General features: G+C 39.8%; 35 protein-coding genes. 5 read left to right on the forward strand and 30 right to left on the reverse strand.

Features of this window, described 5'->3' with window-relative positions:
- Window positions 1-61: 61 nt before the first annotated feature.
- The 22 genes from infA to rplC all read right to left on the reverse strand — a co-directional run bounded on the left by infA (window position 62) and on the right by rplC (window position 10,828).
- Window positions 62-277: a translation initiation factor IF-1 gene (gene infA, locus L0951_RS11505; RefSeq protein ID WP_004917349.1), complete on the reverse strand. Its 216-nt coding sequence runs from the start codon at window positions 275-277 to the stop codon at window positions 62-64.
- A gap of 11 nt (window positions 278-288) precedes the next feature.
- Window positions 289-1,668, reverse strand: a complete 1,380-nt coding sequence (gene secY / locus L0951_RS11510) for a preprotein translocase subunit SecY (protein ID WP_234111415.1) — start codon at window positions 1,666-1,668, stop codon at window positions 289-291.
- Window positions 1,669-1,677: 9 nt separating this feature from the next.
- On the reverse strand, window positions 1,678-2,124 hold the full coding sequence (gene rplO / locus L0951_RS11515; protein ID WP_234111416.1) for a 50S ribosomal protein L15: 447 nt from the start codon (window positions 2,122-2,124) through the stop codon (window positions 1,678-1,680).
- Window positions 2,125-2,202: 78 nt separating this feature from the next.
- Window positions 2,203-2,379 (reverse strand): 50S ribosomal protein L30, encoded by a 177-nt coding sequence (gene rpmD, locus L0951_RS11520; RefSeq protein WP_048499073.1) that lies wholly within the window; start codon window positions 2,377-2,379, stop codon window positions 2,203-2,205.
- 10 nt (window positions 2,380-2,389) lie between these two features.
- A complete protein-coding gene (gene rpsE, locus L0951_RS11525; RefSeq protein WP_234111417.1) occupies window positions 2,390-2,911 on the reverse strand; it encodes a 30S ribosomal protein S5 in 522 nt (173 codons plus the stop codon).
- Window positions 2,912-2,930: 19 nt separating this feature from the next.
- Window positions 2,931-3,278 carry a 50S ribosomal protein L18 gene (gene rplR, locus L0951_RS11530; RefSeq protein ID WP_234111418.1) on the reverse strand — a complete coding sequence of 116 codons (348 nt, stop codon included), beginning with the start codon at window positions 3,276-3,278 and terminating at the stop codon, window positions 2,931-2,933.
- A gap of 14 nt (window positions 3,279-3,292) precedes the next feature.
- Window positions 3,293-3,838, reverse strand: coding sequence for a 50S ribosomal protein L6 (gene rplF, locus L0951_RS11535; RefSeq protein WP_234111419.1), 546 nt, complete (start codon window positions 3,836-3,838; stop codon window positions 3,293-3,295).
- A 17-nt stretch (window positions 3,839-3,855) separates the two neighbouring features.
- A complete protein-coding gene (gene rpsH, locus L0951_RS11540) occupies window positions 3,856-4,254 on the reverse strand; it encodes a 30S ribosomal protein S8 (protein WP_234111420.1) in 399 nt (132 codons plus the stop codon).
- Window positions 4,255-4,401: 147 nt separating this feature from the next.
- Window positions 4,402-4,671, reverse strand: coding sequence for a 30S ribosomal protein S14 (rpsN, locus tag L0951_RS11545; RefSeq protein WP_031503409.1), 270 nt, complete (start codon window positions 4,669-4,671; stop codon window positions 4,402-4,404).
- 3 nt (window positions 4,672-4,674) lie between these two features.
- Window positions 4,675-5,226: a 50S ribosomal protein L5 gene (gene rplE / locus L0951_RS11550; protein WP_234111421.1), complete on the reverse strand. Its 552-nt coding sequence runs from the start codon at window positions 5,224-5,226 to the stop codon at window positions 4,675-4,677.
- Between the two features lie 13 nt (window positions 5,227-5,239).
- Window positions 5,240-5,560 carry a 50S ribosomal protein L24 gene (gene rplX / locus L0951_RS11555; RefSeq protein WP_234111422.1) on the reverse strand — a complete coding sequence of 107 codons (321 nt, stop codon included), beginning with the start codon at window positions 5,558-5,560 and terminating at the stop codon, window positions 5,240-5,242.
- Between the two features lie 19 nt (window positions 5,561-5,579).
- Window positions 5,580-5,948, reverse strand: a complete 369-nt coding sequence (rplN, locus tag L0951_RS11560; protein WP_031503404.1) for a 50S ribosomal protein L14 — start codon at window positions 5,946-5,948, stop codon at window positions 5,580-5,582.
- Window positions 5,948-6,205 (reverse strand): 30S ribosomal protein S17, encoded by a 258-nt coding sequence (rpsQ, locus tag L0951_RS11565; RefSeq protein WP_234111492.1) that lies wholly within the window; start codon window positions 6,203-6,205, stop codon window positions 5,948-5,950. The genes rplN and rpsQ overlap by 1 nt, the downstream gene beginning before the upstream one ends.
- Window positions 6,206-6,217: 12 nt before the next feature.
- On the reverse strand, window positions 6,218-6,406 hold the full coding sequence (gene rpmC, locus L0951_RS11570) for a 50S ribosomal protein L29 (protein ID WP_234111423.1): 189 nt from the start codon (window positions 6,404-6,406) through the stop codon (window positions 6,218-6,220).
- 10 nt (window positions 6,407-6,416) lie between these two features.
- Complete coding sequence (gene rplP, locus L0951_RS11575) at window positions 6,417-6,842, reverse strand: 50S ribosomal protein L16 (protein ID WP_048499080.1); 426 nt, start codon at window positions 6,840-6,842, stop codon at window positions 6,417-6,419.
- A 113-nt stretch (window positions 6,843-6,955) separates the two neighbouring features.
- Window positions 6,956-7,702 carry a 30S ribosomal protein S3 gene (gene rpsC, locus L0951_RS11580; protein WP_234111424.1) on the reverse strand — a complete coding sequence of 249 codons (747 nt, stop codon included), beginning with the start codon at window positions 7,700-7,702 and terminating at the stop codon, window positions 6,956-6,958.
- 3 nt (window positions 7,703-7,705) lie between these two features.
- On the reverse strand, window positions 7,706-8,107 hold the full coding sequence (gene rplV, locus L0951_RS11585) for a 50S ribosomal protein L22 (protein ID WP_234111425.1): 402 nt from the start codon (window positions 8,105-8,107) through the stop codon (window positions 7,706-7,708).
- A gap of 2 nt (window positions 8,108-8,109) precedes the next feature.
- On the reverse strand, window positions 8,110-8,388 hold the full coding sequence (rpsS, locus tag L0951_RS11590; RefSeq protein WP_048499083.1) for a 30S ribosomal protein S19: 279 nt from the start codon (window positions 8,386-8,388) through the stop codon (window positions 8,110-8,112).
- A 2-nt stretch (window positions 8,389-8,390) separates the two neighbouring features.
- Window positions 8,391-9,212, reverse strand: coding sequence for a 50S ribosomal protein L2 (gene rplB, locus L0951_RS11595; protein WP_234111426.1), 822 nt, complete (start codon window positions 9,210-9,212; stop codon window positions 8,391-8,393).
- Between the two features lie 78 nt (window positions 9,213-9,290).
- Window positions 9,291-9,578, reverse strand: coding sequence for a 50S ribosomal protein L23 (gene rplW, locus L0951_RS11600; RefSeq protein ID WP_234111427.1), 288 nt, complete (start codon window positions 9,576-9,578; stop codon window positions 9,291-9,293).
- Window positions 9,579-9,581: 3 nt separating this feature from the next.
- Window positions 9,582-10,211 (reverse strand): 50S ribosomal protein L4, encoded by a 630-nt coding sequence (gene rplD / locus L0951_RS11605; RefSeq protein WP_234111428.1) that lies wholly within the window; start codon window positions 10,209-10,211, stop codon window positions 9,582-9,584.
- The gene (gene rplC, locus L0951_RS11610) at window positions 10,202-10,828 is read right to left on the reverse strand and encodes a 50S ribosomal protein L3 (protein ID WP_234111429.1); all 627 of its coding nucleotides are present in this window, start codon (window positions 10,826-10,828) and stop codon (window positions 10,202-10,204) included. The genes rplD and rplC overlap by 10 nt, the downstream gene beginning before the upstream one ends.
- A gap of 206 nt (window positions 10,829-11,034) precedes the next feature.
- Here rplC and L0951_RS11615 point away from each other — a divergent pair, with 206 nt between their 5' ends.
- Both L0951_RS11615 and L0951_RS11620 read left to right on the forward strand, forming a co-directional pair.
- Window positions 11,035-11,457: a hypothetical protein gene (locus L0951_RS11615; RefSeq protein WP_234111430.1), complete on the forward strand. Its 423-nt coding sequence runs from the start codon at window positions 11,035-11,037 to the stop codon at window positions 11,455-11,457.
- Between the two features lie 3 nt (window positions 11,458-11,460).
- The gene (locus L0951_RS11620) at window positions 11,461-11,694 is read left to right on the forward strand and encodes a DUF4919 domain-containing protein (RefSeq protein WP_234111431.1); all 234 of its coding nucleotides are present in this window, start codon (window positions 11,461-11,463) and stop codon (window positions 11,692-11,694) included.
- 187 nt (window positions 11,695-11,881) lie between these two features.
- Here L0951_RS11620 and rpsJ read toward each other — a convergent pair whose 3' ends face one another.
- Genes rpsJ through rpsL form a run of 4 tightly spaced genes read right to left on the reverse strand, consistent with a single transcriptional unit; the run spans window position 11,882 to window position 15,246 of the window.
- A complete protein-coding gene (gene rpsJ, locus L0951_RS11625; protein WP_002661363.1) occupies window positions 11,882-12,187 on the reverse strand; it encodes a 30S ribosomal protein S10 in 306 nt (101 codons plus the stop codon).
- A 19-nt stretch (window positions 12,188-12,206) separates the two neighbouring features.
- Window positions 12,207-14,324, reverse strand: a complete 2,118-nt coding sequence (fusA, locus tag L0951_RS11630; RefSeq protein WP_234111432.1) for an elongation factor G — start codon at window positions 14,322-14,324, stop codon at window positions 12,207-12,209.
- Between the two features lie 6 nt (window positions 14,325-14,330).
- Entirely contained in the window at window positions 14,331-14,807 is a 477-nt protein-coding gene (gene rpsG / locus L0951_RS11635) for a 30S ribosomal protein S7 (RefSeq protein ID WP_048499090.1), read from the reverse strand.
- Window positions 14,808-14,832: 25 nt separating this feature from the next.
- Entirely contained in the window at window positions 14,833-15,246 is a 414-nt protein-coding gene (gene rpsL, locus L0951_RS11640) for a 30S ribosomal protein S12 (protein WP_048499091.1), read from the reverse strand.
- 152 nt (window positions 15,247-15,398) lie between these two features.
- On the opposite strand from rpsL, the gene L0951_RS11645 reads away from it, so the two are divergent.
- On the forward strand, window positions 15,399-16,250 hold the full coding sequence (locus L0951_RS11645) for a hypothetical protein (RefSeq protein ID WP_234111433.1): 852 nt from the start codon (window positions 15,399-15,401) through the stop codon (window positions 16,248-16,250).
- A gap of 1 nt (window position 16,251) precedes the next feature.
- Here L0951_RS11645 and L0951_RS11650 read toward each other — a convergent pair whose 3' ends face one another.
- Window positions 16,252-17,859 carry a hypothetical protein gene (locus tag L0951_RS11650; protein WP_234111434.1) on the reverse strand — a complete coding sequence of 536 codons (1,608 nt, stop codon included), beginning with the start codon at window positions 17,857-17,859 and terminating at the stop codon, window positions 16,252-16,254.
- 85 nt (window positions 17,860-17,944) lie between these two features.
- On the opposite strand from L0951_RS11650, the gene L0951_RS11655 reads away from it, so the two are divergent.
- Together L0951_RS11655 and L0951_RS11660 are read left to right on the forward strand one after the other, a co-directional pair.
- Window positions 17,945-19,573, forward strand: a complete 1,629-nt coding sequence (locus tag L0951_RS11655) for a leucine-rich repeat domain-containing protein (protein WP_234111435.1) — start codon at window positions 17,945-17,947, stop codon at window positions 19,571-19,573.
- A gap of 102 nt (window positions 19,574-19,675) precedes the next feature.
- Entirely contained in the window at window positions 19,676-20,152 is a 477-nt protein-coding gene (locus tag L0951_RS11660; protein WP_234111436.1) for a Dps family protein, read from the forward strand.
- 33 nt (window positions 20,153-20,185) lie between these two features.
- On the opposite strand, the gene trmB is transcribed toward L0951_RS11660, so the two are convergent.
- The 3 genes from trmB to L0951_RS11675 all read right to left on the reverse strand — a co-directional run bounded on the left by trmB (window position 20,186) and on the right by L0951_RS11675 (window position 22,572).
- Window positions 20,186-20,863, reverse strand: a complete 678-nt coding sequence (gene trmB / locus L0951_RS11665) for a tRNA (guanosine(46)-N7)-methyltransferase TrmB (RefSeq protein WP_234111437.1) — start codon at window positions 20,861-20,863, stop codon at window positions 20,186-20,188.
- A 126-nt stretch (window positions 20,864-20,989) separates the two neighbouring features.
- Window positions 20,990-21,715, reverse strand: coding sequence for a DUF6759 domain-containing protein (locus tag L0951_RS11670; protein ID WP_234111438.1), 726 nt, complete (start codon window positions 21,713-21,715; stop codon window positions 20,990-20,992).
- Window positions 21,716-21,858: 143 nt separating this feature from the next.
- Complete coding sequence (locus tag L0951_RS11675) at window positions 21,859-22,572, reverse strand: hypothetical protein (RefSeq protein WP_234111439.1); 714 nt, start codon at window positions 22,570-22,572, stop codon at window positions 21,859-21,861.
- Window positions 22,573-22,692 lie beyond the last annotated feature (120 nt).

Genomic DNA, 22,692 nt, shown 5'->3' on the forward strand with positions numbered 1-22,692 from the left:
GGCTTTTGGCTTTCGGCGTTTCGCATTTTATGTTTAAAAGTATTCTTCTATTTCAATCAGATTAATATCTGAAAGTAATTCTCCCTTTCGACAGGTCGTAAGGAGATAATTCCAATTTCACTTTGTCTCCGGGTAATAGCTTGATGTAGTGCATCCTCATCTTGCCAGAAATATGCGCGATGAGCACGTGTCCATTTTCAAGTTCAACACGAAACATGGCGTTTGAAAGTGCCTCCACGATCACGCCATCTTGTTCGATATGTTTTTGTTTTGCCATTAACCTTTAAATTATGAATTGCTTGTTCTGGATAATTTGGACTGCATTAACCCATCATAGTGATGGTTCAACAAATACGTGTTGATTTGCTGAACGGTATCTAGGGTTACACCGACCATAATTAAAAGGGACGTACCACCGAAGAACAGGGCAAATCCATCAGTCTGAACAAGCCAACCGTGTATAAACGCCGGAAGGACTGCAAAGATAGCTAATAAAATTGAACCGGGAAAGGTAATTTTAGATAAAATATCATCCAGATAATCAGATGTTTCTTTACCAGGTCTTACTTTCGGGATCAATCCGCCGTTTCTCTTCAGGTCATCCGCCATTTGGTTTACTGGAATGGTGATCGCAGTGTAGAAGAAGGTGAAAATCACAATCAGTATGGCAAACAATACATTGTATTGCCAGCTGAACACGTCCTTGAAACCTGCAAGGAAAGTGTTGGACTCATCCACTTTGGTCAATAATCCCGGAACGAACATCAATGCCTGTGCAAAGATGATTGGCATTACTCCGGCAGCATTCACCTTTAATGGGATCCACTGTCTTGCTCCCTGCATCAAGTTTCTGTTTACTCCTCCTCTCGCCTGTGCTCTGCTTACATATTGAATCGGTATTTTCCTTACGGCCACAGAAAGTAGAATTCCAAGCAATACCACCAACATCCAGAATAATACTTCGATCAGAATCATGATTGTTCCCAATCCGCCTTTTCCAGTCTGTGTTGCAAGTTCCTGAAGAAAAGAAGATGGAAGGTTTGCCAAGATTCCCACCATGATGAGGATGGAGATACCGTTTCCAATTCCCTTGTCTGTTATTTTTTCTCCCAACCACATTGCAAATACAGATCCTGCCACAAGAATTACGATACTCGGAAGCCAAAACATAATTGACTGCGGATCAACATAATATGCCGATGCAAACTGTGCATGTGGCAAGAACATCTGAGTAATTGAGGTAAGGTAAGATGGTGCCTGTACCAAACAAACTGCAATAGTTAACCATCTTGTGATCTGATTAAGGGTATTTCGGCCGCTTTCCCCATCCTTTTGTAATTTCTGAAGGTAAGGAATTGCCATACCCATCAGCTGCACGATGATGGATGCAGAAATATAGGGCATAATTCCGAGTGCCATGATTGACGCTCTGGAAAACGCTCCCCCTGTAAAGGACGAAAGCAGCCCGAGAAGTCCTGCTCCCTGTTTGTTACCACCCTGATTTTTGTATTGCTCCAATAAACTTCCCACCTCCGTCATATTGATCGCAGGTAGGGAAATATAAGATGCGAATCTATACACAAGGATAATTCCGAGCGTAAAAAGAATTTTTTCTCTGAGTTCCTTAAGAGTCCAAATGTTTTTCAGTGTTTGTATAAATTCTTTCATGGGTGAAAATTAAAGGGTAATTGCTTTTCCTCCTGCCTTAGAAATGGCTTCTTCAGCGGATTTTGTGAATTTGTCTGCAGAGATCGAAACGCCTGTTTTCAATTCACCTCTACCCATGATTTTCACGATTTCAGATTTTTTTGCCAAACCATTTTCCACCAAGACATCTTTTGTGATCTCGGTGATGTTTTTAGCATCTGCCAAAAGTTGAATGGTATCTAGGTTAATTCCTCTGTACTCCTTTCTGTTTACATTATTGAAACCGAATTTAGGCAATCTTCTTTGCAAAGGCATCTGTCCACCTTCAAAACCAATTTTTTGAGAGTATCCGGCTCTGGATTTCTGACCTTTGTGCCCTTTTGTAGAAGTTCCTCCGTATCCGCTTCCCTGTCCTCTACCAATTCTTTTTTGGCTGTGAGTGGAACCTGATGCCGGTTTTAAATTATTTAAATTCATTTTGTTTAGATTTGATATTTAAAGATTAGAGAAAGGAGACTTTAATTTCTTTCAGTCTCCGCTCTGGTGTCCATTTTCTTACTTTTGAACTTCAACTAAGTGGCTTACTGCCGCTACCATTCCCAAGATTGCAGGAGTCGCCTCATGCTCTACAACTTGGTGAAGTTTTTTCAATCCTAATGCTTCAAGCGTTCTTTTTTGGGTTTTAGTTCTACCAATAGCGCTTCTTACTTGTTTTACCTGAATTTTTGCCATTGCTTTAAAATTAACCGTTAAACACTTTATTTAATGAAACACCTCTCAATTTAGCGATTTCTTCCGGTCTTCTGATGTCCAACAACGCTTTGAAAGTGGCTTTCACTACGTTGTGCGGGTTTGAAGATCCTTTAGATTTAGAAAGGATATCTTTAATTCCGGCCGCCTCTACTACCATACGCACCGTTCCACCTGCGATTACACCTGTACCGTGGGTAGCAGGTCTCAGAAAGATGTCTGCACCACCGTATCTAGCGGAAGTTTGATGAGGAATGGTATGGTTGATTACCGGAACTTTTACCAAATTTTTCTTAGCGTCTTCCACTGCTTTAGCGATTGCGGAAGCAACTTCTTTTGATTTTCCCAAACCGTAACCAACGGTTCCGTCCTCGTCACCTACAACCACGATTGCAGAAAATCCGAATGCACGTCCCCCTTTAGTTACTTTGGTTACTCTGTTTACAGCCACGAGACGATCTTTCAATTCTAATCCTCCCGGTTTTACTTTTTCTATATTATCTAGTCCTAACATATTATCCGAAATTTATTGATTAGAATTTTAGTCCTCCTTCTCTAGCGCCATCAGCAAGAGCTTTCACTCTACCGTGGTACACGAATCCGTTTCTGTCAAACACAATGGTTTCAATTCCTGCAGCTTTGGCTTTTTCAGCGATCGCTTTACCTACTTCTGCGGAGATTTCTACCTTAGTTCCTTTAGCGTTCAAAGCTCTTGAAGAAGCTGAAGCCAAAGTTTTACCTTCTTTATCGTCGATCAATTGCGCGTAAATTTCCTTGTTACTTTTGTAAACGGATAATCTTGGCAATTCAGCAGAGCCGGAAATTTTTCCACGGACTCTTCTTTTGATTCTGTCTCTTTTTTGTACTTTATTCAGTGCCATTTTCTTAAATTTTATTAAGCAGATTTACCAGCTTTACGTCTAACAATTTCTCCTACGAATCTGATTCCTTTTCCTTTGTAAGGTTCAGGTTTTCTGAATGATCTGATTTTAGCGGCCACCATTCCCAAAAGTTGCTTGTCATAAGACGTCAACGTGATGATCGGGTTTTTACCTTTTTCAGAAAGTGTTTCCACCCCTACTTCTTTTGGAAGATCCAATACGATCCCATGAGAGAATCCCAAAGCCAACTCAAGTTTCTGACCTGAATGTGATGCTCTGTATCCAACCCCTACGAGTTCAAGCTGCTTGGTCCAGCCAGTAGCAGTTCCTTGAACCATATTATTGATTAACGCTCTGTAAAGACCGTGCAATGCTTTGTGTTGTTTTGATTCAGACGGTCTATCTAAAGTCAGTGTTCCGTCTTCTTGTTTTAGAGTGATTCCCTCGCTCAATTGCTGTGTAAGTTCACCTTTCGGGCCTTTCACAGTAACCAGTCCATCCTTCTCAGTAATGGTAACTCCTGCGGGAACTTCTATAATTGCTTTACCAATTCTTGACATTTTCCTTGGATTAAAAATTAATAAACATAGCAGATTACTTCTCCACCAACTTTTTCTTGTCTGGCTTTCTTATCAGTCATTACTCCTCTGGAAGTTGAGATGATAGCCACTCCCAAACCGTTCAGTACTCTTGGAAGCTCGTCAGAACCTTTGTACTGTCTCAAACCTGGTCTTGAAGCACGTTGAATGCTTTTGATTGCCGGTTTGTTGGTTTGTTTGTCATACTTTAAAGCGATTTTGATAATTCCCTGAACAGCGTTGTCCTCGAACTTGTAGTTCAAGATATAACCCTGGTCAAACAAAATTTTCGTAATCTCCTTTTTGATTTTCGATGCAGGAATTTCCACCACTTTGTGGCCTGCGCTTTGTGCGTTCCTTACTCTGGTCAGGAAATCTGAAATTGGATCTGTTACCATTTTTCTATTTGTTGTTATTGGTTAAGGACAATCAGTTTTGAAAGAGAACCAAGATCAAGGAACAAAGAAACAAGACTTAGTATTTGTAATTTATTCTTTTATCTTTTATCTTAAGTCAACTTGACTGTCTAGATTAGTAAATAATTATTACCAACTTGCTTTTTTAACTCCCGGGATCAGACCTGCGTTGGCCATTTCACGGAATGTTACTCTGGAAATACCGAAGGTTCTCATATATCCTCTTGGTCTACCGGTCAATTTGCATCTGTTGTGCAATCTAACTGGTGACGCGTCTTTCGGAAGTTTTTGCAATGCTTCGTAATCACCGGCTTCTTTCAAAGCCTTTCTTTTCTCAGCATATTTTGCAACTGTAGCTTCTCTTTTGCGCTCACGCGCTTTCATTGATTCTTTAGCCATTTCTTAGTTCTTTTTGAAAGGTAAACCGAAGTGAGTTAATAATGATTTTGCTTCTTTGTCAGTTTTCGCAGAAGTTACAAAAGTAATGTCCATCCCTTGGATTTTTTTCACTTTGTCGATTACGATCTCCGGGAAGATGATTTGCTCAGTGATTCCCAAGTTGTAATTTCCTCTTCCATCAAAACCGTCTGCTTTGATTCCGCTGAAATCTCTGATTCGCGGTAATGCTGAAGAGGTCAATCTATCAAGAAACTCATACATTCTTTCAGCTCTCAATGTTACTCTTGCTCCAACCGGCATTCCTTTTCTCAATTTGAAGGCTGCTTCGTCTTTTTTAGAGATTGTTCCCACTGCTTTCTGGCCGGTAATTGCTGTTAATTCTTCCACTGCATAGTCCACAATTTTCTTGTCAGCTGTAGCAGCTCCCAATCCTTGTGATACAACGATTTTCTGTAATTTAGGAACCTGCATCACAGATTTGTACCCAAATTCTTCCATCATTGCAGGAACAATTTTCTCTTTGTATATTTTTTTAGGTCTTGCTATAAATTCCATTGTCATTTACAAATTATATTGTTTTACCGGTTGTTTTAGCAACTCTTACTTTTTTGTCACCTTCCGTTTTGAATCCTACTTTGGTAGCATTTCCTTTGTCATCCAAAAGTGCTATATTGGAAATGTGGATAGATGCCTCTTTTTCTACAATTCCACCTTGAGGATTTCCTGCGGATGGTTTTGTGTGTCTTTTCACGATGTTCAATCCAGCGATGATCACTCTTGGATCTTTGCCTTCTTTCTTAATTACTTCAAGAACTTCGCCCTTGTTTCCTTTATTTTTTCCGGTAGTAACGATGACGTTATCTCCTCTTTTAATTTTAACTTTAGTCATTTTCTTAAAATTTTAAAAATTAAAGTACTTCGGGTGCCAAAGAAATTACTTTCATATATTCCTTGTCTCTCAGTTCTCTTGCCACTGGTCCGAAAACACGTGTTCCTCTCATTTCTCCTGCCGCGTTTAAAAGCACGCAAGCATTGTCGTCGAATTTGATGTATGAACCGTCTTTCCTTCTCACCGCTTTTTTAGTTCTCACTACTACAGCTTTAGAAACTGTACCTTTTTTAGCGTTTCCCTGTGGTGTGGAATCTTTGATAGTCACTACGATCTTATCACCAACTGAAGCATATCTTCTTCTAGTTCCACCTAGAACTCTGATTACAAGTACTTCTTTTGCACCTGTGTTATCAGCAACTTTTAATCTTGATTCTGTTTGTAACATTACTTAGCTTTTTCAATGATTCTTACTAATCTCCATCTTTTATTTTTGCTCAAAGGTCTGGTTTCGGTAATCAAAACTTTGTCGCCTTCGCTACACTCGTTGTTCTCATCATGAGCGGTATATTTTTTCGTTTTCAAAACGAACTTACCGTACATCGGGTGTTTCATTCTCATCGTTTCACTTACAACAATGGTTTTTTCCATCTTATTGCTAGAAACGATTCCGATTCTTTCTTTTCTTAAATTTCTATCCATGATAAAATGAAATTCTTATTGTTGTTTAAGTGTTAGTTCTGTTTCCAGTCTGGCGATCGTTTTTCTCAGATCCCTGATTTGGATTGGATTTTCGATCGGGCTGATTTTGTGTGCCAATTTCAGCTTCTGCAAATCTGCTCTTGTCTCAGCTAATTTGTTTTTGATATCTCCTTCGCTTAGATTTTTGATGTCTGCTTTCTTCATTTTTCTACAATTATTGAGGTTGAACAAAATCGTTAGCGACTACAAATTTGGTAACTACCGGCAATTTCTGTGCGGCAAGTCTAAGTGCTTCTTTCGCTACTTCGTAAGGGACACCACCTACTTCGAACATAATTTTACCTGGTTTTACTACGGCTACCCAATATTCCACGGCACCTTTACCTTTACCCATACGTACTTCGGCTGGTTTTTTGGTAATTGGTTTATCTGGGAAGATTTTGATCCATAGCTGACCTTCTCTTTTCATATATCTCGTAGCGGCGATACGCGCAGCTTCGATTTGTCTTGCAGTAATCCAAGCACCTTCAGTTGCCTTGATCCCGAAAGTTCCGTAAGCGAGTTGATTCCCTCTTTGGGCAATCCCCTTCATCTTCATCTTGTGAACTTTACGGAATTTAGTTCTTCTTGGTTGTAACATTTCTTTAAATTTTAGACCTGTCTGCCGACAGGCAGGTTTTAGATTCTAGACTTTAAAATTTTCTATTTTAAAAAAGTAACGGTAATTTAAAATTTAAAAACTCATCTAAAATTTTAGTTGTTAGTATTTCTTCTAGGTTTTCTTTCTCTGTCCCCTCTTTCGCCTCTCTCGCTTCTTTCTCCTCTTCCTGAAGGTCCTTTTTTCTGTTGTCCTACTAGTGGGCTAAGTTCTCTCTTACCGTAAACTTCACCTTTCATGATCCAAACTTTCACACCTAGTTTTCCGTATTGTGTCAATGCTTCCCCGATGTGGTAATCGATATCTGCTCGGAATGTTGACAATGGGATTCTTCCTTCTTTGAAAGATTCGCTTCTTGCCATTTCAGCACCGTTTAATCTTCCGGAGATCATCACTTTGATTCCTTCTGCACCCATTCTCATTGTGGAAGCCATTGCCATTTTCACGGCTCTTCTATAAGAGATACGGTTTTCGATTTGTTTTGCGATGCTGTCTGCAACCAATACTGCGTCAAGCTCAGGTCTTTTGATTTCGAAGATATTGATCTGGATGTCTTTGTCAGTAATCTTTTTCAACTCTTCTTTCAGTTTGTCAACTTCCTGGCCACCTTTACCAATGATTAAACCTGGTCTTGCAGTGGTGATGGTTACGGTTACTAATTTCAGGGTTCTTTCAATAAAGATTTTTGAAATCCCGCCTTTAGATAATCTTGCTTCAAGGTATCTTCTGATTTTGTAGTCTTCTGCGATTCTGTCTCCATAATCGTTTCCGCCAAACCAGTTAGAATCCCATCCTCTGATGATTCCTAATCTGTTACCAATTGGATTTGTCTTCTGTCCCATACCTTATTTATTATCTTTAGTACCTAAAATTAAAGTGATGTGGTTGCTTCTTTTTCTGATTCTGTACCCTCTTCCTTGAGGAGCTGGTCTGAGTCTCTTCAATTGTCTTGCACTGTCCACATGAATTTCCTTCACGATAAGTCCTGCTTCTTCAATGTCTGCACCTTCATTTTTAGTCTGCCAGTTTGCCATTGCAGAAAGTAATACTTTCTCTAATTTGTTGGATGCATCTTTTTTCGAGAATTTAAGGATAGCCAAAGCTTTGTCCACCTCAACGCCTCTGATGATGTCTGCAACCAACCTCATTTTTCTAGGAGAAGACGGGCAATCGTTGTGCAACGCTTTTACCACATCTTGGTTTGCTATTTTACGTGCCAAAGCACTCTCTCTTTTTCTTGATCCCATGATTATCTACCTCCTTTATTTTTGTTACCACCGTGACCTCTGAAAGATCTTGTCGGAGAAAATTCGCCTAACTTGTGACCTACCATGTTTTCAGTAACGTAAACCGGGATAAAAGATTTCCCGTTGTGCACTGCAATGGTTTGTCCCACGAAATCCGGAGAGATCATTGACGCTCTGGACCACGTTTTGATTACTGTCTTCTTACCAGACTCTATGTTTGCCTGAACCTTCTTATCTAAAGTATGATGAATGAAAGGTCCTTTTTTAAGTGATCTTGCCATAATTATTTTCTTTTAGATACGATAAATCGGTTAGACTCTTTGTTTTTCTTTCTTGTTTTATAACCTTTCGCCGGTTTACCGTTTCTTGATCTTGGATGACCTCCAGAAGAACGACCTTCACCACCTCCCATTGGGTGATCAACCGGGTTCATTACTACGGCTCTGGTTCTTGGTCTTCTACCCAACCATCTGCTTCTACCAGCTTTTCCAGACACGGTCAATTGGTGGTCTGAGTTGGAGATAGATCCAATCATTGCCATACATTCTGAAAGAATCATTCTGGATTCTCCTGAAGGCAATTTGATGATTGCATATTTCTTGTCTCTTGAGACCAACTGCGCTGAAGAACCTGCAGATCTGGCCAAAATTGCACCTTGTCCAGGTTTCAATTCTATGCAAGAAATCACAGTTCCTAAAGGAATGTTTTTCAATTTCATTGCATTACCAACGTTTGGTTCTGCACTTTCAGAAGAAATTACTTTCTGATCCACTTTGATACCGTTTGGAGCGATGATGTATCTCTTCTCTCCGTCTGTGTATTCCACTAGTGCGATGAAAGCAGTTCTGTTTGGATCGTACTCTACAGTTTTTACCGTTGCTTCAACATTGAATTTGTTTCTTTTGAAGTCGATAATTCTGTATTTCTTTTTGTGTCCACCTCCGGTGTAACGCATGGTCATCTTACCAGTTTGGTTACGTCCACCTGACTTTTTAATACCAACGGTTAGAGATTTCTCTGGCTTGTTGGTAGTAATTTCCTCAAAGTTGTTTACAACTCTGAATCTCTGTCCCGGGGTGATAGGTTTTAATTTTCTAACAGACATTACTATTGTTTATATTATTTAATTGCTATTTGCTTTTGGCTACTGGCGGCTGGCTTTTAGCTATTCGCCATCTGCTATTTACACTGCGAAAATGTCGATAACTTCGCCTTCTACAAGCTTCACTACCGCTTTTTTCAATTTGTTGGTTTTTCCAACTTGTAGTCCTTTTTTGGTGTATTTCGAAGAAACTGTAGGAGCGTAAATCATGGTGTTTACTTCCGCCACTTTCACACCGTAAGCATCTTCTATCGCTTTCTTAATCTGGATTTTGTTAGCTTTTGGTTGCACCAAGAAGCTGTAAGTCCCTCTTAAATCAGTAAGATAGTTTGCTTTTTCTGAAATAACTGGTTTAATGATAATAGACATGATTTATTTTCTTAAATTTTCCTGGAATTTTTCGATAGCACCTTCTAAGAATACGATCTCACCTGCATGTACCAAGTCATAAGAACTGATCTCATTGTAAGTCAGAACTTTGGTTTTCGGTAAATTTCTTGATGACAAGTAAACATTTTTGTTGGCTTCCGGCAAAATGTATAGAGACTTTTTCCCTTCGAAACCAAGTGCGTTGTTCAAGTTGATAAATTCTTTAGTTTTAGGAGCATCGAAAGTGAAAGCTTCCAAAATTTTAATAGAATTATCTTTCAATTTTTGAGAAAGCACAGATTTTTTAGCCAATCTTTTCAAAGCTTTGTTCAGTTTGAATCTGTAGTCTCTTGGTTTTGGACCAAAAACTCTACCTCCACCTTTGAAAGTAGGTGATTTGATGTCACCATATCTTGCAGATCCAGAACCTTTTTGCTTTTTAAGCTTTCTGGTAGAAGCGGTGATTTCGCTTCTTTCTTTTGATTTATGAGTCCCCTGTCTTTGTGCAGCAAGGTATTGTTTCACTTCTAAGTAAACCGCGTGCTGGTTTGGCTCAATCCCGAAGATTGAGTCGTCCAAAGTAACTGTTCTTCCGGTTTCCTTTCCTGATGTATTTAATACTACTAGTTCCATTTTCTGATAATTACATAAGAATTTTTTGCTCCCGGAACAGCACCTTTTACTACTAAAAGATTTTGTTCTTCATCCACTTTTAACACTTCAAGGTTTTGAACGGTAACTTGTTTGCCACCCATTCTACCCGCCATTCTCATTCCTTTGAAAACTCTGGACGGGTCTGAACCTGCACCGATAGAACCTGGAGCTCTCAATCTGTTGTGCTGTCCGTGTGTTGCCTGCATTACACCACCAAAGTTGTGTCTTTTAACAACACCCTGAAAACCTTTACCTTTAGAAGTTCCAGTAACATCTACATATTCCCCTTCTGTGAATAAGTTTACCTTTACTTCATCTCCAACTTTCAACTCGTCTACGAATTCATTGTAGAATTCCACAAGTTTAGCTTTTGGAGTTACACCCGCCTTTTTGAAATGGCCGGCCAACGCTTTACCAACGTTCTTTTCACTCTTGTCATCGAAACCAAGCTGAGCAGCTTTGTACCCATCTTTTTCTATGGTTCTGACCTGTAAAACCGAGCATGGACCTGCTTGAATAACGGTACAAGGAATGTTTTTTCCTTCTTCGTTAAACAGGGAAGTCATCCCGACTTTTTTACCAATAATACCTGACATTATTTATATATATCTATTAAGTTCTTCATTGTCAATCAGAGATTGCAGTGATTTCTACGTTCGAAATAGGCACACTTCTTCCCTAAATTGAGAGTGCAAATGTATGAAGATTTTTTGAATTGACAATGAGAGAGATAAAAATATTTATAAAATTTAATCGCGGAGCTTTCACTAATTTTTGTATATTTTCTGCAAATATTTTAATCATGAAGAAATTATTTCTGTTATCCATTTTTAGCCTGTTTTTAACTGGATGTTCGCCACAGATCAAAACCCTTGCAAACGGAAAACAAATAGACACCAGATTGGCCGGAGTTTGGACCGGTTCCGAAAAAGACCAGCAAATAGACGGCGTCTCCAAGTCTTGGGAAATGAAAAGAATGGATGACGGAACCTACACCATCAATTTCAAATTCACGCAAGATGAAATCACAGATACCACCCACGAAGAAGGTAAATGGTGGACCGAAAATGGAAAATATTACGAATTCCATGACTATGACGGGAAAACAGATGTCTACAGCTATACTGTTCTGGATTCAAAGCGGGTAAAGTTTAAGAGCGAACAAATCACAGTTGGCATGGAAAACAACGGTTATGAATTCATAGACACGAAAACCGGAAACTAAAAAATGGAAACCGCAACAAAAAATGACGGATCCTCCTATGAAAACGCCATCAAAATAAGCAGCGTGCCGGAAGAATATCAATACGTGAAAGCAAACTGTAGCGACTGCAAATTAAATAGCCAGTCACTCAGTGAGAACAAAGGCCGATTTTTTGACGTGATCACAGTTACAAAGCCGGATGGTTCTACCAAAAGCTTTTACTTCGATATTACTTCTTTTTATGGTAAAGGATTTTAGATTTTAAGACGGAGTGCGGAAAATAAAACGAGTACTCATTACCAAAAATTGCTAAAATCATGATTTGGAGCAAATGCACTATCGACTATTTTTAACACAAAAATCCGCCCTCTTTAGAGAACGGATTCATTATAAGTATTTCGCAGTTAGTCTTCCGTCTCCGGACTTCGGACTTCCCGCTCCATCATCATACTTTGATTTCCACGTCAACTCCTGATGGAAGCTCCAATTTCATAAGAGCATCTACAGTTTTTGAGGAAGAGGAATAGATGTCCATCAATCTTTTGTGTGCAGAAAGCTGGAACTGTTCTCTTGCTTTTTTGTTAACGTGTGGAGACCTCAATACGGTGAAGATTCTCTTGTTCGTTGGCAAAGGGATTGGTCCGTTTACTACAGCACCGGTCGCTTTTACCGTTTTTACGATTTTCTCGGCAGATTTGTCCACCAAATTGTAATCGTAAGATTTTAATTTTATTCTGATTCGTTGTGACATTTTAATCTAATTTTTAAAATTAACCTTTAGCTTTAGCGACTACTTCTTCGGCAACGTTTTGAGGCGCTGCTTCGTATCTTTCGAATTCCATTGAAGAGGTTGCTCTACCTGATGATAAAGTCCTCAATGAAGTTACATATCCGAACATTTCGGAAAGTGGCACGAAAGCTTTGATTACTTTGGCGTTATTTCTATCGTCCATACCGTTCACGGTTCCTCTTCTTCTGTTAAGGTCACCCACGATATCTCCCATATATTCTTCCGGAGTTACTACTTCCAGTTTCATGATTGGTTCCATGATTACTGGTTTCGCTTTCTTGCCCGCTTCACGGAATCCCATTTTAGCTGCCAATTCGAAAGATAACTGATCCGAGTCCACTGCGTGGTATGATCCGTCCTTAAGGGTAACTTTGATCCCTTCAATTTCGAAACCTGCCAACGGTCCGTTTTTCATAGACTCTTTGAATCCTTTTTCCACCGAAGGGATAAATTCTTTTGGAATGTTACCACCTTTGATTTCATTCACGAATACCAAACCAGGTTTTCCGTCATCGGTTGGACCCAATTCGAAAACGATATCCGCAAACTTACCACGACCACCAGATTGCTTTTTGTAAACTTCTCTGTGGTTAGTAGTAGCGGTAAGGTTTTCTTTGTATTCCACCTGCGGCTGACCTTGGTTCACCTCCACCTTGAATTCTCTTCTCATACGGTCCACGATGATGTCCAGGTGAAGTTCACCCATACCGGAAATAATCGTTTGCCCAGAAGCTTCATCAGTTTTCACTTGGAAAGTTGGATCTTCTTCAGCCAGTTTTGCAAGAGCGTTACCCATTTTATCTTGGTCAGCTTTTGTTTTTGGCTCCACGGCGATCCCAATTACCGGATCTGGGAAGATCATCGATTCCAAAACGATTGGGTTTTTCTCGTCAGACAAAGTATCACCAGTTTTGATATCTTTAAATCCTACAGCTGCACCGATATCTCCTGCCTCAATATATTCCACTGGATTTTGTTTGTTCGCGTGCATCTGATAAATTCTGGAGATTCTTTCTTTGTTACCAGATCTGGTGTTCAAAACATAAGAACCTGCATCAAGTCTTCCGGAGTAAGCTCTAAAGAAAGCCAGTCTTCCTACGAAAGGATCGGTTGCGATTTTGAAAGCCAGCGCTGCGAAAGGTTCTTTCACATCTGGTTTTCTGGTAATCGGCTCGTCAGTTCTTGGGTCAGTTCCGTCGATCGCTTCTTTATCCATCGGAGAAGGAAGGTATTTACAAACTGCATCCAGCATGAACTGAACTCCTTTATTTTTGAATGAAGAACCACAAGTCATCGGGATGATTGACATATCGATGGTTGCTTTTCTCAACGCTTCGTTGATTTCGTCCTCAGTGATAGAATCTGGATCTTCGAAGAATTTCTCCATCAAAGTATCGTCATAATCAGCTACAGCTTCAACCAGTTTTTCACGGTAAGTATGAACTTCCTCTTTCATATCTTCCGGAATTGGAACTACTTGGTAAGTTGCACCTTGACCAGCATCGTCCCAAACGATTGCTCTGTTTTTGATTAAATCCACCACTCCTTTGAAATCTTCCTCAGAACCGATTGGCAAAACGATTGGAACTGCGTTTGAACCTAACATTTCTTTCACCTGGTTTACCACCATTAAGAAGTCGGCTCCCTGTCGGTCCATTTTGTTTACGAATCCCATTCTGGCCACTTTGTAGTTGTCTGCCAATCTCCAGTTGGTTTCGGATTGTGGCTCAACTCCGTCTACTGCGGAGAAAAGGAATACCAATCCATCCAATACTCTTAGGGAACGGTTTACTTCTACAGTGAAGTCAACGTGTCCCGGTGTATCGATGATGTTGAAATGGTAAGGCTTAGATTCAGGTAAAAGTTGTCCCTGTGAAGTGGGGAACTGCCATTGGCAAGTCGTTGCTGCAGACTGAATCGTGATTCCTCTTTCAGCTTCCTGCTCCATCCAGTCCATTTGAGAAGAACCTTCGTGAGTTTCTCCCAATTTGTGGGTTTTACCGGTGTAAAATAAAATTCTTTCTGTAGTGGTTGTTTTCCCTGCGTCGATGTGAGCAGCGATACCGATGTTTCTTGTATATTTAAGGTCTCTTGCCATTTCAGATTAGAATTTAAAGTGTGAAAATGCTTTGTTAGCTTCAGCCATTCTGTGAGTGTCTGTTTTCTTTTTGTACGCAGCACCTTCTTCTTTAGCAGCAGCGATTACTTCGGCAGCCAATTTCTGAGCCATCGATTTGTCATTTCTTGCTTTAGAATATTTGATGAGCCATTTCATCGCCATAGAGATTTTTCTGTCGGCTCTGATTGGCATTGGAATTTGGAAGTTTGCACCACCGATTCTTCTTGAACGCACTTCCACGTGAGGCATTACGTTAGTCAAAGCATCTTTCCAGATTTCAAGGGAAGACTTTTCGTTTTCACCTTTTTTAGCTTCCACGATGTCTAACGCATCATAGAAAATTTTGAATGCGATTGACTTTTTCCCGTCAAGCATCAAATTGTTTACGAATCTCGTTACCAGCTGATCATTAAATTTTGGATCCGGTAACAACGGTCTTTTTTTCGCTTTTGTCTTTCTCATTGTTTCGTTTCTTAAAAATTAATGATTACTTCTTCTTACCTTTTGCAGGTGCTGCTGCAGCTTGACCTGGTTTTGGTCTCTTAGCTCCATACTTAGATCTTCTCTGAGTTCTTCCGTTAACTCCTGCGGTATCCAAAGCTCCACGAACAATGTGATAGCGTACTCCCGGTAGGTCTTTCACCCTTCCGCCTCTCACCAATACTATCGAGTGCTCTTGAAGATTGTGTCCTTCGCCCGGGATATAAGCGTTGACTTCTTTACCGTTAGAAAGTCTTACCCTTGCTACTTTTCTTAGTGCAGAGTTTGGTTTCTTCGGAGTGGTGGTATATACTCTTGTACATACACCTCGTCTTTGTGGACAAGATTCAAGGGCAGCCGATTTGCTCTTCTTGGCAAGTGTGGCTCTTCCTTTTCTTACTAGTTGTTGAATAGTAGGCATTTAATTGCTTTTTATTTTAGGGTGCAAAAGTAGGAATAAAATTTTAATTGGCAAACTGCTTCCCAAATATTTTTTTGAATTAAATCATTAGGAATCAATTCCATCAGAATATTGAATTTTGATATATTTGCCAATGAAGAACAAACTTTAACATGAGAATAATTACCTTTTTGATCTGCGTTCTTATTTCGCAAATGGCTTTTTCACAAATTGAAAAAAGAAATATGAAATCTGGGGAAATGACCTTAATCAATAATGACAAAATCCTGTTCAAGGATCTGACCTGGAAAAATGACAAAGCATATTATATTAATGCAAATACCAATCAGCCGGAAGATTTGTTCGATGCTTCCATTAAAGAAGTTGAAGAAAAAGAGATCACCATAGAAGCTCCGGTTGCGCAGAAAATTGAAACCATAGAAAATGACAGTTTCGGTTATCCTGAAGGTGTTTACAAAACCAAAGAGGAATTCATCAACAAAACACCAAGTTCAAATCCAAGACTCTTCAAACGAGGTCTTTATGGATTAGACAAACCGCCTTTGGGCGATAGTGCCCCAATTTGTTACTTCTATGACAAATCTGATTCAAAACTAAAATATGTTTTCGCGGTGGTTCATAACAGTCTTCTCTATTTCAACGTGAGAGCCATTCTTCAAAACCGAAATAAAACGGACCGGGCGCAAGATTCCGATAATCCGAACAGCTTCGTAAAAGCATTGGTGGGAGGCGACAATTATCTTTATACCGAGGTTCCGCTTGGAAATCTATGGGCGAAAGCACTTGCCTATAATGCAGGAGTTGCCGGAGCTGCGGTTGCCTCCACACTGACCACCTGGAAAGGAGTCGTTTGGGATTTCAAAAATAAAGAATTCAACATTTTCAAGAACTGCAATGATTATAATGATTTCATCCGGGAAAAGTCTCCGGAAGACATCTTGAAATGCGAGGATCAACAACCGAATTACGATTTTGTGCGGGATGCCATGAACAGAATTAAGTAGATTAGTTCTTTATATAAAAACTTTGAACCACTTTCTTGTTCCGATCAAAACGCATCAGATTTTGCTGAAGTTTTTTTATCTGCCCTGGTTTTAGCGCATAAAAAACAACCCGGTTCTGCGCAGCCATGCGGTTATCTGGATTAGTCCAAGACGCAACCGGAATCCAGGAGGAAGGAATATCACCGGGAAACCATTTTGGATAGATGACGGCGACTTGATAATTATTTTCGGCAGTGTACTCCATCAAAAAGTTTCGATAATGACTCTGAAATTCGGGAGCCGGCAAATCATTATTTTCCAAAATCATTTTGGCCACCTCTGTGGAACCCAATCCCACCATATCCAATAACTGAACACCACTGAAATAGGAAATTGCACCAATATCATTTGCAACCACTTTTTCACCACGGTAAAACTCGCCAAGAAACCTAGACATTTCAACTTGCTGACCATAAATATCCCTGGAACCAACTACTGAAGGACGATGCATGTACTGAAACCTATAAACAGAAATCACCGAAATACCCAATATGCTCATTAAAGAAATCATGTTGAAAACATCAAGCTTGACTTTTCCTGCTTTAAGGTTTTTAAGAAAACCGGAAATAATCGGAATGATTACCAGCAAAAGTGAAATCATCAGATAGTTTTCATAGCGGTATTTCAAAATGGAAAATAATGCATGCATCAAACCCACTGAAACAATGGTGATGATTAAAGTTTCTCTTTGAAACAAGTCCCGCATATTTTGACCACGATATTTTTTGATCAAATAAACCCCCGCCAGCAGAAACGGGAAAAACAGACATTTGTAAAAACTCGCATTAAGCAGAATTCCTTCCCGAAATATAATCCACAGTTTGAAAAACAAATTTCCCTCACTCGGAACACTGGTTTTTATGAAGACCGAATTCGGAAAAAAAAAGCCGCCATTTTGCATCGAAATCAAACCGAAAATCAAAATCGGGAAAAAACCAATCAGCAACACCCAAAAACCTTTCCGGAAACTTTGTCTTAAAAATAAAGCGAAAGCAAGTGCTGCTGTAAAAAACATACTTTCGAAGCGAATCATCGAAATGAGCAATACGATGATCAAAAGTTTAATGAAATTCGAACCTTCAAAATTGGCATCCACATTTTTATGGATCCAGTAAACAGCCAAAACCATCAGAAACATGTGGATGGTGTGTTCCATTCCGATCAGTGTCATCGCATATAATAAGGAAAAGGGCAAAAGTAGAATAATTGCCCACTTCATTTCCGATGAAGTGTAAAAATCTTTGAAGTACCTGTAAAACCAATAAACCGCCAAATATCCAGCTGCAATATTGATGATCAAAGGATAAAATTCCCAGTCGCCAAAAACTTTAATCAATGTGGAAAGCAACAATGTATAAAGAATCGAAGACGAAGCGCTGTCAAATCCTGTTGCATTAATCGACCAAGCTCCATTCAACGCAAAATTTTTCGCAATCGCCAAATGGATATAGGCATCGTCCAGAGGATAAACAAACCGCTCACCTTTTGGAAGCAAGCTCCAACTCCATAAAAAATATCCACCTGTAATGACAGTGAAGATCAATAAAAGCAAAAACAAATACCGCTTCATTTGGCAAATATGCAAAATTTTAAAAATTAATTTCTCATTTCAACTTTTAATATATATTTGTACTTCTAAAAAAACACAAAACAGGGTGAAAAAAATTCTACTTTTTCTATTTTTCTCGCAGCTATTTTACGCGCAGCAATGGAGCATCTCCAACGCAGAAAGAAACACGCTGATCGGCATTTACAACACTACTTCCGGCGACCAGTGGAGCCAAACCTGGGACATGGCCAAAGATCCTAAAACATGGTTCGGCGTGAAGGTAATTGGCGGAAGCGTGGTGGAACTGAACCTGCGCGGAAACGGCTTGAAAGGCAGTTTTCCTACATTAGTTTCCAGTCTGCTGAAACTGGAAAAACTTGATCTGAGCTCCAATCAGCTTTCGGGTGATGTTTCTCCAGCGATTTCTTCTTTGCAAAACCTGATTCGCCTGGATTTAAGCAACAACCGATTCACCGGCGATCCTACCGCTGCAATTCTGCCCCTCTCAAAATTGACGGAAATCTCCGTGGGTAACAATAATTTTCAGTTTGCAGACCTCAATATGCTGCTCGGGAACTTTCCCCAACTATCGGTATTGGATCTTTCACATACCGGGTTGACTGCAGTTCCGCAAAAAATCTCCACACTGACTTCATTGAAATCGCTCAACCTAAGCAATAACGCGATTACGCAGAATTTCGGGAATCTTTCTACTTTAACCCAAATTCTTGAATTAAACCTGTCGGGAAATCAGTTGACAAAAATCCCAACCGAAGTTGGAAATCTCACCACGCTGAAAACACTGGACCTAAGTGATAATTTATTCGTCACCAATTTTTCAGCAGCACTTTTGCCATTGAAAAATTTGGAATGGCTTTCGTTAAGAAGTAACCAGATCACCGCAGTTCCTGCCGAATTACCGCAGCTCACCAATCTGGTTCATCTCAATTTGGGCGACAATAAAATTTCATCAGGTTTTCAGCCTATCCGACTCTTGAAAAAATTGGAGCAACTGTATTTGGATAAAAACCAAATCACCGCATTTCCCGAAACTCTGCTTCAGCTTCCGATGCTGCAAATGTTTTCACTGGTTGGAAACCAAATGACTGGTACAATTCCGGATCTAATCCCCCAATTAACCTTCATCGATAACAACCGGTACACCAAATCGGACCTCCGGGATTTTCTTTTGAAAAACAAAGAGATGGCAGACTTTACCTATTCTCCACAAAGGTATGATGAGCAAAAAACAATCTCTGCACTACTAGGAGCATCTGCAGCGCTTCCGCAAGAACTCAGCGGGGATGATTACCTTTTTACCTGGTTTAAGAATTTGGACGAAAAAACGCCCTCTACCACCGAGTCTTATTACATCAGCAATGTGACTGAAAGCGACTTTGCAGATTATACCTGTGAAGCCTACTATTTCGAAAAACTTCCGCAAGCATTGATGGAGGTCGCATTTTACCGGGAACCCGTGACTCTGGCGAATGCACTAGCAACTCAGGAGGTGTCCCGAGATTTGATCGTTTATCCTAATCCGACCAAGGATTTTCTGAATATCAAAACGAATAGGAACGATATCGAAAAAGTCTTTGTGTTTGACCTAAGCGGAAAGGTCATCTTTTCAGAAAACAGCAGGCGCATCAATGTTTCCAATCTTCCATCTGGAAACTATATTTTGTCGATCAAGACTTCAGACGGCGTGAAATCTTTCAAATTCATCAAACAGTAATAGATTTTTAAAATCTTTCAACATAACTCCGATTGTTTTTGACTATTGCTAATCCTTTCTAAAGAGGTCCAATTTTCTTATTTTTGTGATAAATTAAATGTTATGAAAAATTCGAATATTATTGGCCTCAAAGAAACCGACTGCGCAAAAATAGCGGAACAGCTCAATATCCTTCTGGCAGATTACTCCGTCTTTTATCAAAACACGAGAGGTGCACACTGGAACATCAAGGGAGAACAATTCTTCACGCTTCACCCGAAATTCGAGGAACTTTACAATAATTTGGTTCTGAAAATTGATGAGATTGCAGAAAGGATTCTCACTCTTGGCGGAGTTCCAAACCACAATTATTCCGATTATCTGAAACTTTCTTCCATCAAGGAAAGCAAAGAAGTCAGTGACGCCACAAAATGTGTGGAAAACATCTTGGCTTCCTTCAAAATCATTATCGATCTGCAACGAGACCTGCTGGATCTCACAGAAAAAGCAGGTGACGAGGGAACCAATTCACAGATGAGCGATTATATTACCGAACAGGAGAAAGAAGTCTGGATGTACAATTCCTATCTGGGAAAATAATCTAAGGAGTAGTTTTCGGGAGGTGACGATGAATTATCTGAGCCTGAATTTGGTATAGGTAATTGTTTTTCCCTTCGCTGAAAACAGGCCTTCATAATAGGTTTTTATTTCTCGCAGAAGTGGAGTTCCTGGTTCATACTCTGGTGCTCCATAAATATCGTGATGGGCGGAAATAATCTCGTGGCCTGCACCCTGAAGCAATCCCAATGTGTACCCATGCAGAAATTCGGAATCTGTTTTCAGGTGGATCACGCCGTCTTTTTTCAAAATCTTCTTATACCTTTTCAGGAAATCAGGGTGTGTCATTCTGTGTTTCGTCCTTCGGTATTTAATTTGCGGATCCGGAAAGGTGATCCAGATTTCATCCACCTCATCATGGTCAAAAAAACAATCGACCAGTTCGATTTGAGTCCTCAGAAAAGCTACATTTCTTAATTTGCTGTCGATTGCTTCCTTGGCTCCAAACCAAAATCTAGCACCCTTAATATCAATGCCGATAAAGTTTTTTTCAGGAAAAGCTTTTGCCAAACCCACGGAGTATTCTCCCTTTCCGCACCCGAGTTCCAAAACGATCGGATGATCATTCTTAAAAACATCAGACCTCCATTTTCCCTTTAAGTAGGAATTATTCAGCGCTTCCTCCCGAGTTGGCTGAAAAACATTCGGAAGCGTCTTATTTTCGGCAAATCTTGCCAGTTTATTTTTACCCATTTAAAAATCAAAGGGAACAAATGTAAAAAAAAATATTAAAACTTAGGAATATTCCTAAAGGGTGGCAAAATAATATGCGAAGTTTTTGGGCAATAATGTTATCTATTTTTATGCCTCACTGACCAGTTAATTTTCACCAAGGGAAACCATAATTGCTTTTTGCACGGTTTTCTGCGAGGAATACTGGGAACCGCACACGATGCTGGAGAAAAGGTAATCCCCTTTTTTCACCACAATCGTATTATCACCATTCGCAGGAACCGGAAGCCTGTATTTGGTATAGCCCACTCCCTCGATACGCATAATCATATTGCATTTCGACTTATTTGTAATCATCACAATGCTTTCAGCGCTATTGGGATCATTATCAAAAAGGGAATTCAGGATTTTCACCGTTCGGTTTTTGTGTTCGATTGGATTTTCAGACATTAACATTTTAAATTCTTTATCTTCCTCGGCAGACATTCGGTTGGAGGCAGCATCTTCAGAAGAGAGTTGGTCTTTTGGAGTTTCTAAACCCGCTGGAGAACTGGCTCCGTAAACTTTTGTCGAATAATTTCCTTTTTCTGCAAGCTCCCTCTGAAACTTGGCAATCTGAGCCTGTCTGATTTTCGCATTCATTTCATCAAAGCTAATCTTGGTAGATCCCCTTTTCACGAGGAGAGAAATCTTTTCCTGATATTCCTTAACCCTCTGATCGCCAGCTTTTGCATTTTTGATATATTCCCTCAACATTTTGATCAGGCGTGGTCTTAGAATAATCCTTTTCGGGTCGTCTGGATGAGCATCGCGGAGAAACGCTTCGATTTCGTAAACATTCGTGCTGCTCATAATGCGCGAGTAGTCTTTCATTCTTTCTTGCGAATGAAAAGAGGCAGCACAAAAAACCATGAACAAAAGGATAACTTTGGAAAAATTCTTCATAGGCTAATTCCGGACAAAAACATTCAATTACTCCGTCAAAAATAGCTAATTTTTTTTAGAAGTACCTCCCTCTATTTGGCCTCCTCTATTAAATGGGAATTTCTTAGACGCCTTTGGTAAACAGGAAGATACTTATCAATATAAACCCCCACGATCTCTATTTTTTGGCTTTCTACCAAAGCGTAGAAGTTATCGGAAGTATAGACAAATTGCAGAAAATTGTCAACTAGATTTTCGGGAATCTTCAAATTATTGAAATAGGCTTTTCCGAAATAGTTTTTCACCGCGGTAATAGCGTTGCTCATTTTCTCGTATTCTTGAGCTCTCTCTTTCTTCTTTCGTTCTCCGGATAAAATATCATATATACTTTCTAGGCCGAAGCTGAGTCCACCATTGGCCAAACTCGCGACAGGAAGTTGGGTGGGCAAACCGGTACCTTTGGGAGCAGGCAATCCGATCACCTTTTGCAGTGCGAGTTCTTTTTCCCCGTTTTTCAGAGATGCCACGTCCTTCCTTAAATTTCCCGTGGGCTTGAACCTACTGATGACAACCTCCTGGATGTCATAATAGGCGACTTTTAATTCAACAATATTTCGGGTGTTTTCTAAATTTTCAGCTGTCACTTCCACATCTTTTCTATCGGTGACGATAGAGGTGAACCGGATGATGTCTCCCGGTTTTGCAGGTATTCTGAATGATCCATAATAGTCTGTATAAACAGTGTTATGCTCGGTAATATTAGTAACGTAAATTTGATTCAGATAATAGATTGATTGATCTCTCATCAAAATTTCACCGGAGAAAAATTGAGCATTCGCCTTCCAAAAGAAAAGGACGATCAACAGGAAAAAAGTTTTCTTCATAGGAGCAGCAAAAATAATCGAATTTTTATGCAAAATCCGATT

This window comes from Chryseobacterium sp. R2A-55 (assembly GCF_021401085.1).
Lineage (GTDB): Bacteria > Bacteroidota > Bacteroidia > Flavobacteriales > Weeksellaceae > Kaistella.

Coding starts and splice junctions, on each gene's coding strand:
- infA (WP_004917349.1), bottom strand. CDS start 277: ATGGCAAAACAAAAACATATCGAACAAGATGGCGTGATCGTGGAGGCA.
- secY (WP_234111415.1), bottom strand. CDS start 1,668: ATGAAAGAATTTATACAAACACTGAAAAACATTTGGACTCTTAAGGAA.
- rplO (WP_234111416.1), bottom strand. CDS start 2,124: ATGAATTTAAATAATTTAAAACCGGCATCAGGTTCCACTCACAGCCAA.
- rpmD (WP_048499073.1), bottom strand. CDS start 2,379: ATGGCAAAAATTCAGGTAAAACAAGTAAGAAGCGCTATTGGTAGAACT.
- rpsE (WP_234111417.1), bottom strand. CDS start 2,911: ATGTTAGGACTAGATAATATAGAAAAAGTAAAACCGGGAGGATTAGAA.
- rplR (WP_234111418.1), bottom strand. CDS start 3,278: ATGGCACTGAATAAAGTACAAAAAAGAGACAGAATCAAAAGAAGAGTC.
- rplF (WP_234111419.1), bottom strand. CDS start 3,838: ATGTCAAGAATTGGTAAAGCAATTATAGAAGTTCCCGCAGGAGTTACC.
- rpsH (WP_234111420.1), bottom strand. CDS start 4,254: ATGGTAACAGATCCAATTTCAGATTTCCTGACCAGAGTAAGGAACGCA.
- rpsN (WP_031503409.1), bottom strand. CDS start 4,671: ATGGCTAAAGAATCAATGAAAGCGCGTGAGCGCAAAAGAGAAGCTACA.
- rplE (WP_234111421.1), bottom strand. CDS start 5,226: ATGGAATTTATAGCAAGACCTAAAAAAATATACAAAGAGAAAATTGTT.
- rplX (WP_234111422.1), bottom strand. CDS start 5,560: ATGACTAAAGTTAAAATTAAAAGAGGAGATAACGTCATCGTTACTACC.
- rplN (WP_031503404.1), bottom strand. CDS start 5,948: ATGTTACAAACAGAATCAAGATTAAAAGTTGCTGATAACACAGGTGCA.
- rpmC (WP_234111423.1), bottom strand. CDS start 6,406: ATGAAGAAAGCAGACATCAAAAATCTAAGCGAAGGAGATATCAAAAAC.
- rplP (WP_048499080.1), bottom strand. CDS start 6,842: ATGTTACAACCAAGAAGAACTAAATTCCGTAAAGTTCACAAGATGAAG.
- rpsC (WP_234111424.1), bottom strand. CDS start 7,702: ATGGGACAGAAGACAAATCCAATTGGTAACAGATTAGGAATCATCAGA.
- rplV (WP_234111425.1), bottom strand. CDS start 8,107: ATGGGATCAAGAAAAAGAGAGAGTGCTTTGGCACGTAAAATAGCAAAC.
- rpsS (WP_048499083.1), bottom strand. CDS start 8,388: ATGGCAAGATCACTTAAAAAAGGACCTTTCATTCATCATACTTTAGAT.
- rplB (WP_234111426.1), bottom strand. CDS start 9,212: ATGTCTGTTAGAAAATTAAAACCTATCACCCCGGGACAGAGATTCAGA.
- rplW (WP_234111427.1), bottom strand. CDS start 9,578: ATGTCTATTATCATTAAACCAGTTATTTCAGAAAAAGCAAACTATCTT.
- rplD (WP_234111428.1), bottom strand. CDS start 10,211: ATGGAACTAGTAGTATTAAATACATCAGGAAAGGAAACCGGAAGAACA.
- rplC (WP_234111429.1), bottom strand. CDS start 10,828: ATGTCAGGTATTATTGGTAAAAAAGTCGGGATGACTTCCCTGTTTAAC.
- L0951_RS11615 (WP_234111430.1), top strand. CDS start 11,035: ATGAAGAAATTATTTCTGTTATCCATTTTTAGCCTGTTTTTAACTGGA.
- L0951_RS11620 (WP_234111431.1), top strand. CDS start 11,461: ATGGAAACCGCAACAAAAAATGACGGATCCTCCTATGAAAACGCCATC.
- rpsJ (WP_002661363.1), bottom strand. CDS start 12,187: ATGTCACAACGAATCAGAATAAAATTAAAATCTTACGATTACAATTTG.
- fusA (WP_234111432.1), bottom strand. CDS start 14,324: ATGGCAAGAGACCTTAAATATACAAGAAACATCGGTATCGCTGCTCAC.
- rpsG (WP_048499090.1), bottom strand. CDS start 14,807: ATGAGAAAGACAAAAGCGAAAAAAAGACCGTTGTTACCGGATCCAAAA.
- rpsL (WP_048499091.1), bottom strand. CDS start 15,246: ATGCCTACTATTCAACAACTAGTAAGAAAAGGAAGAGCCACACTTGCC.
- L0951_RS11645 (WP_234111433.1), top strand. CDS start 15,399: ATGAGAATAATTACCTTTTTGATCTGCGTTCTTATTTCGCAAATGGCT.
- L0951_RS11650 (WP_234111434.1), bottom strand. CDS start 17,859: ATGAAGCGGTATTTGTTTTTGCTTTTATTGATCTTCACTGTCATTACA.
- L0951_RS11660 (WP_234111436.1), top strand. CDS start 19,676: ATGAAAAATTCGAATATTATTGGCCTCAAAGAAACCGACTGCGCAAAA.
- trmB (WP_234111437.1), bottom strand. CDS start 20,863: ATGGGTAAAAATAAACTGGCAAGATTTGCCGAAAATAAGACGCTTCCG.
- L0951_RS11670 (WP_234111438.1), bottom strand. CDS start 21,715: ATGAAAGACTACTCGCGCATTATGAGCAGCACGAATGTTTACGAAATC.
- L0951_RS11675 (WP_234111439.1), bottom strand. CDS start 22,572: ATGAGAGATCAATCAATCTATTATCTGAATCAAATTTACGTTACTAAT.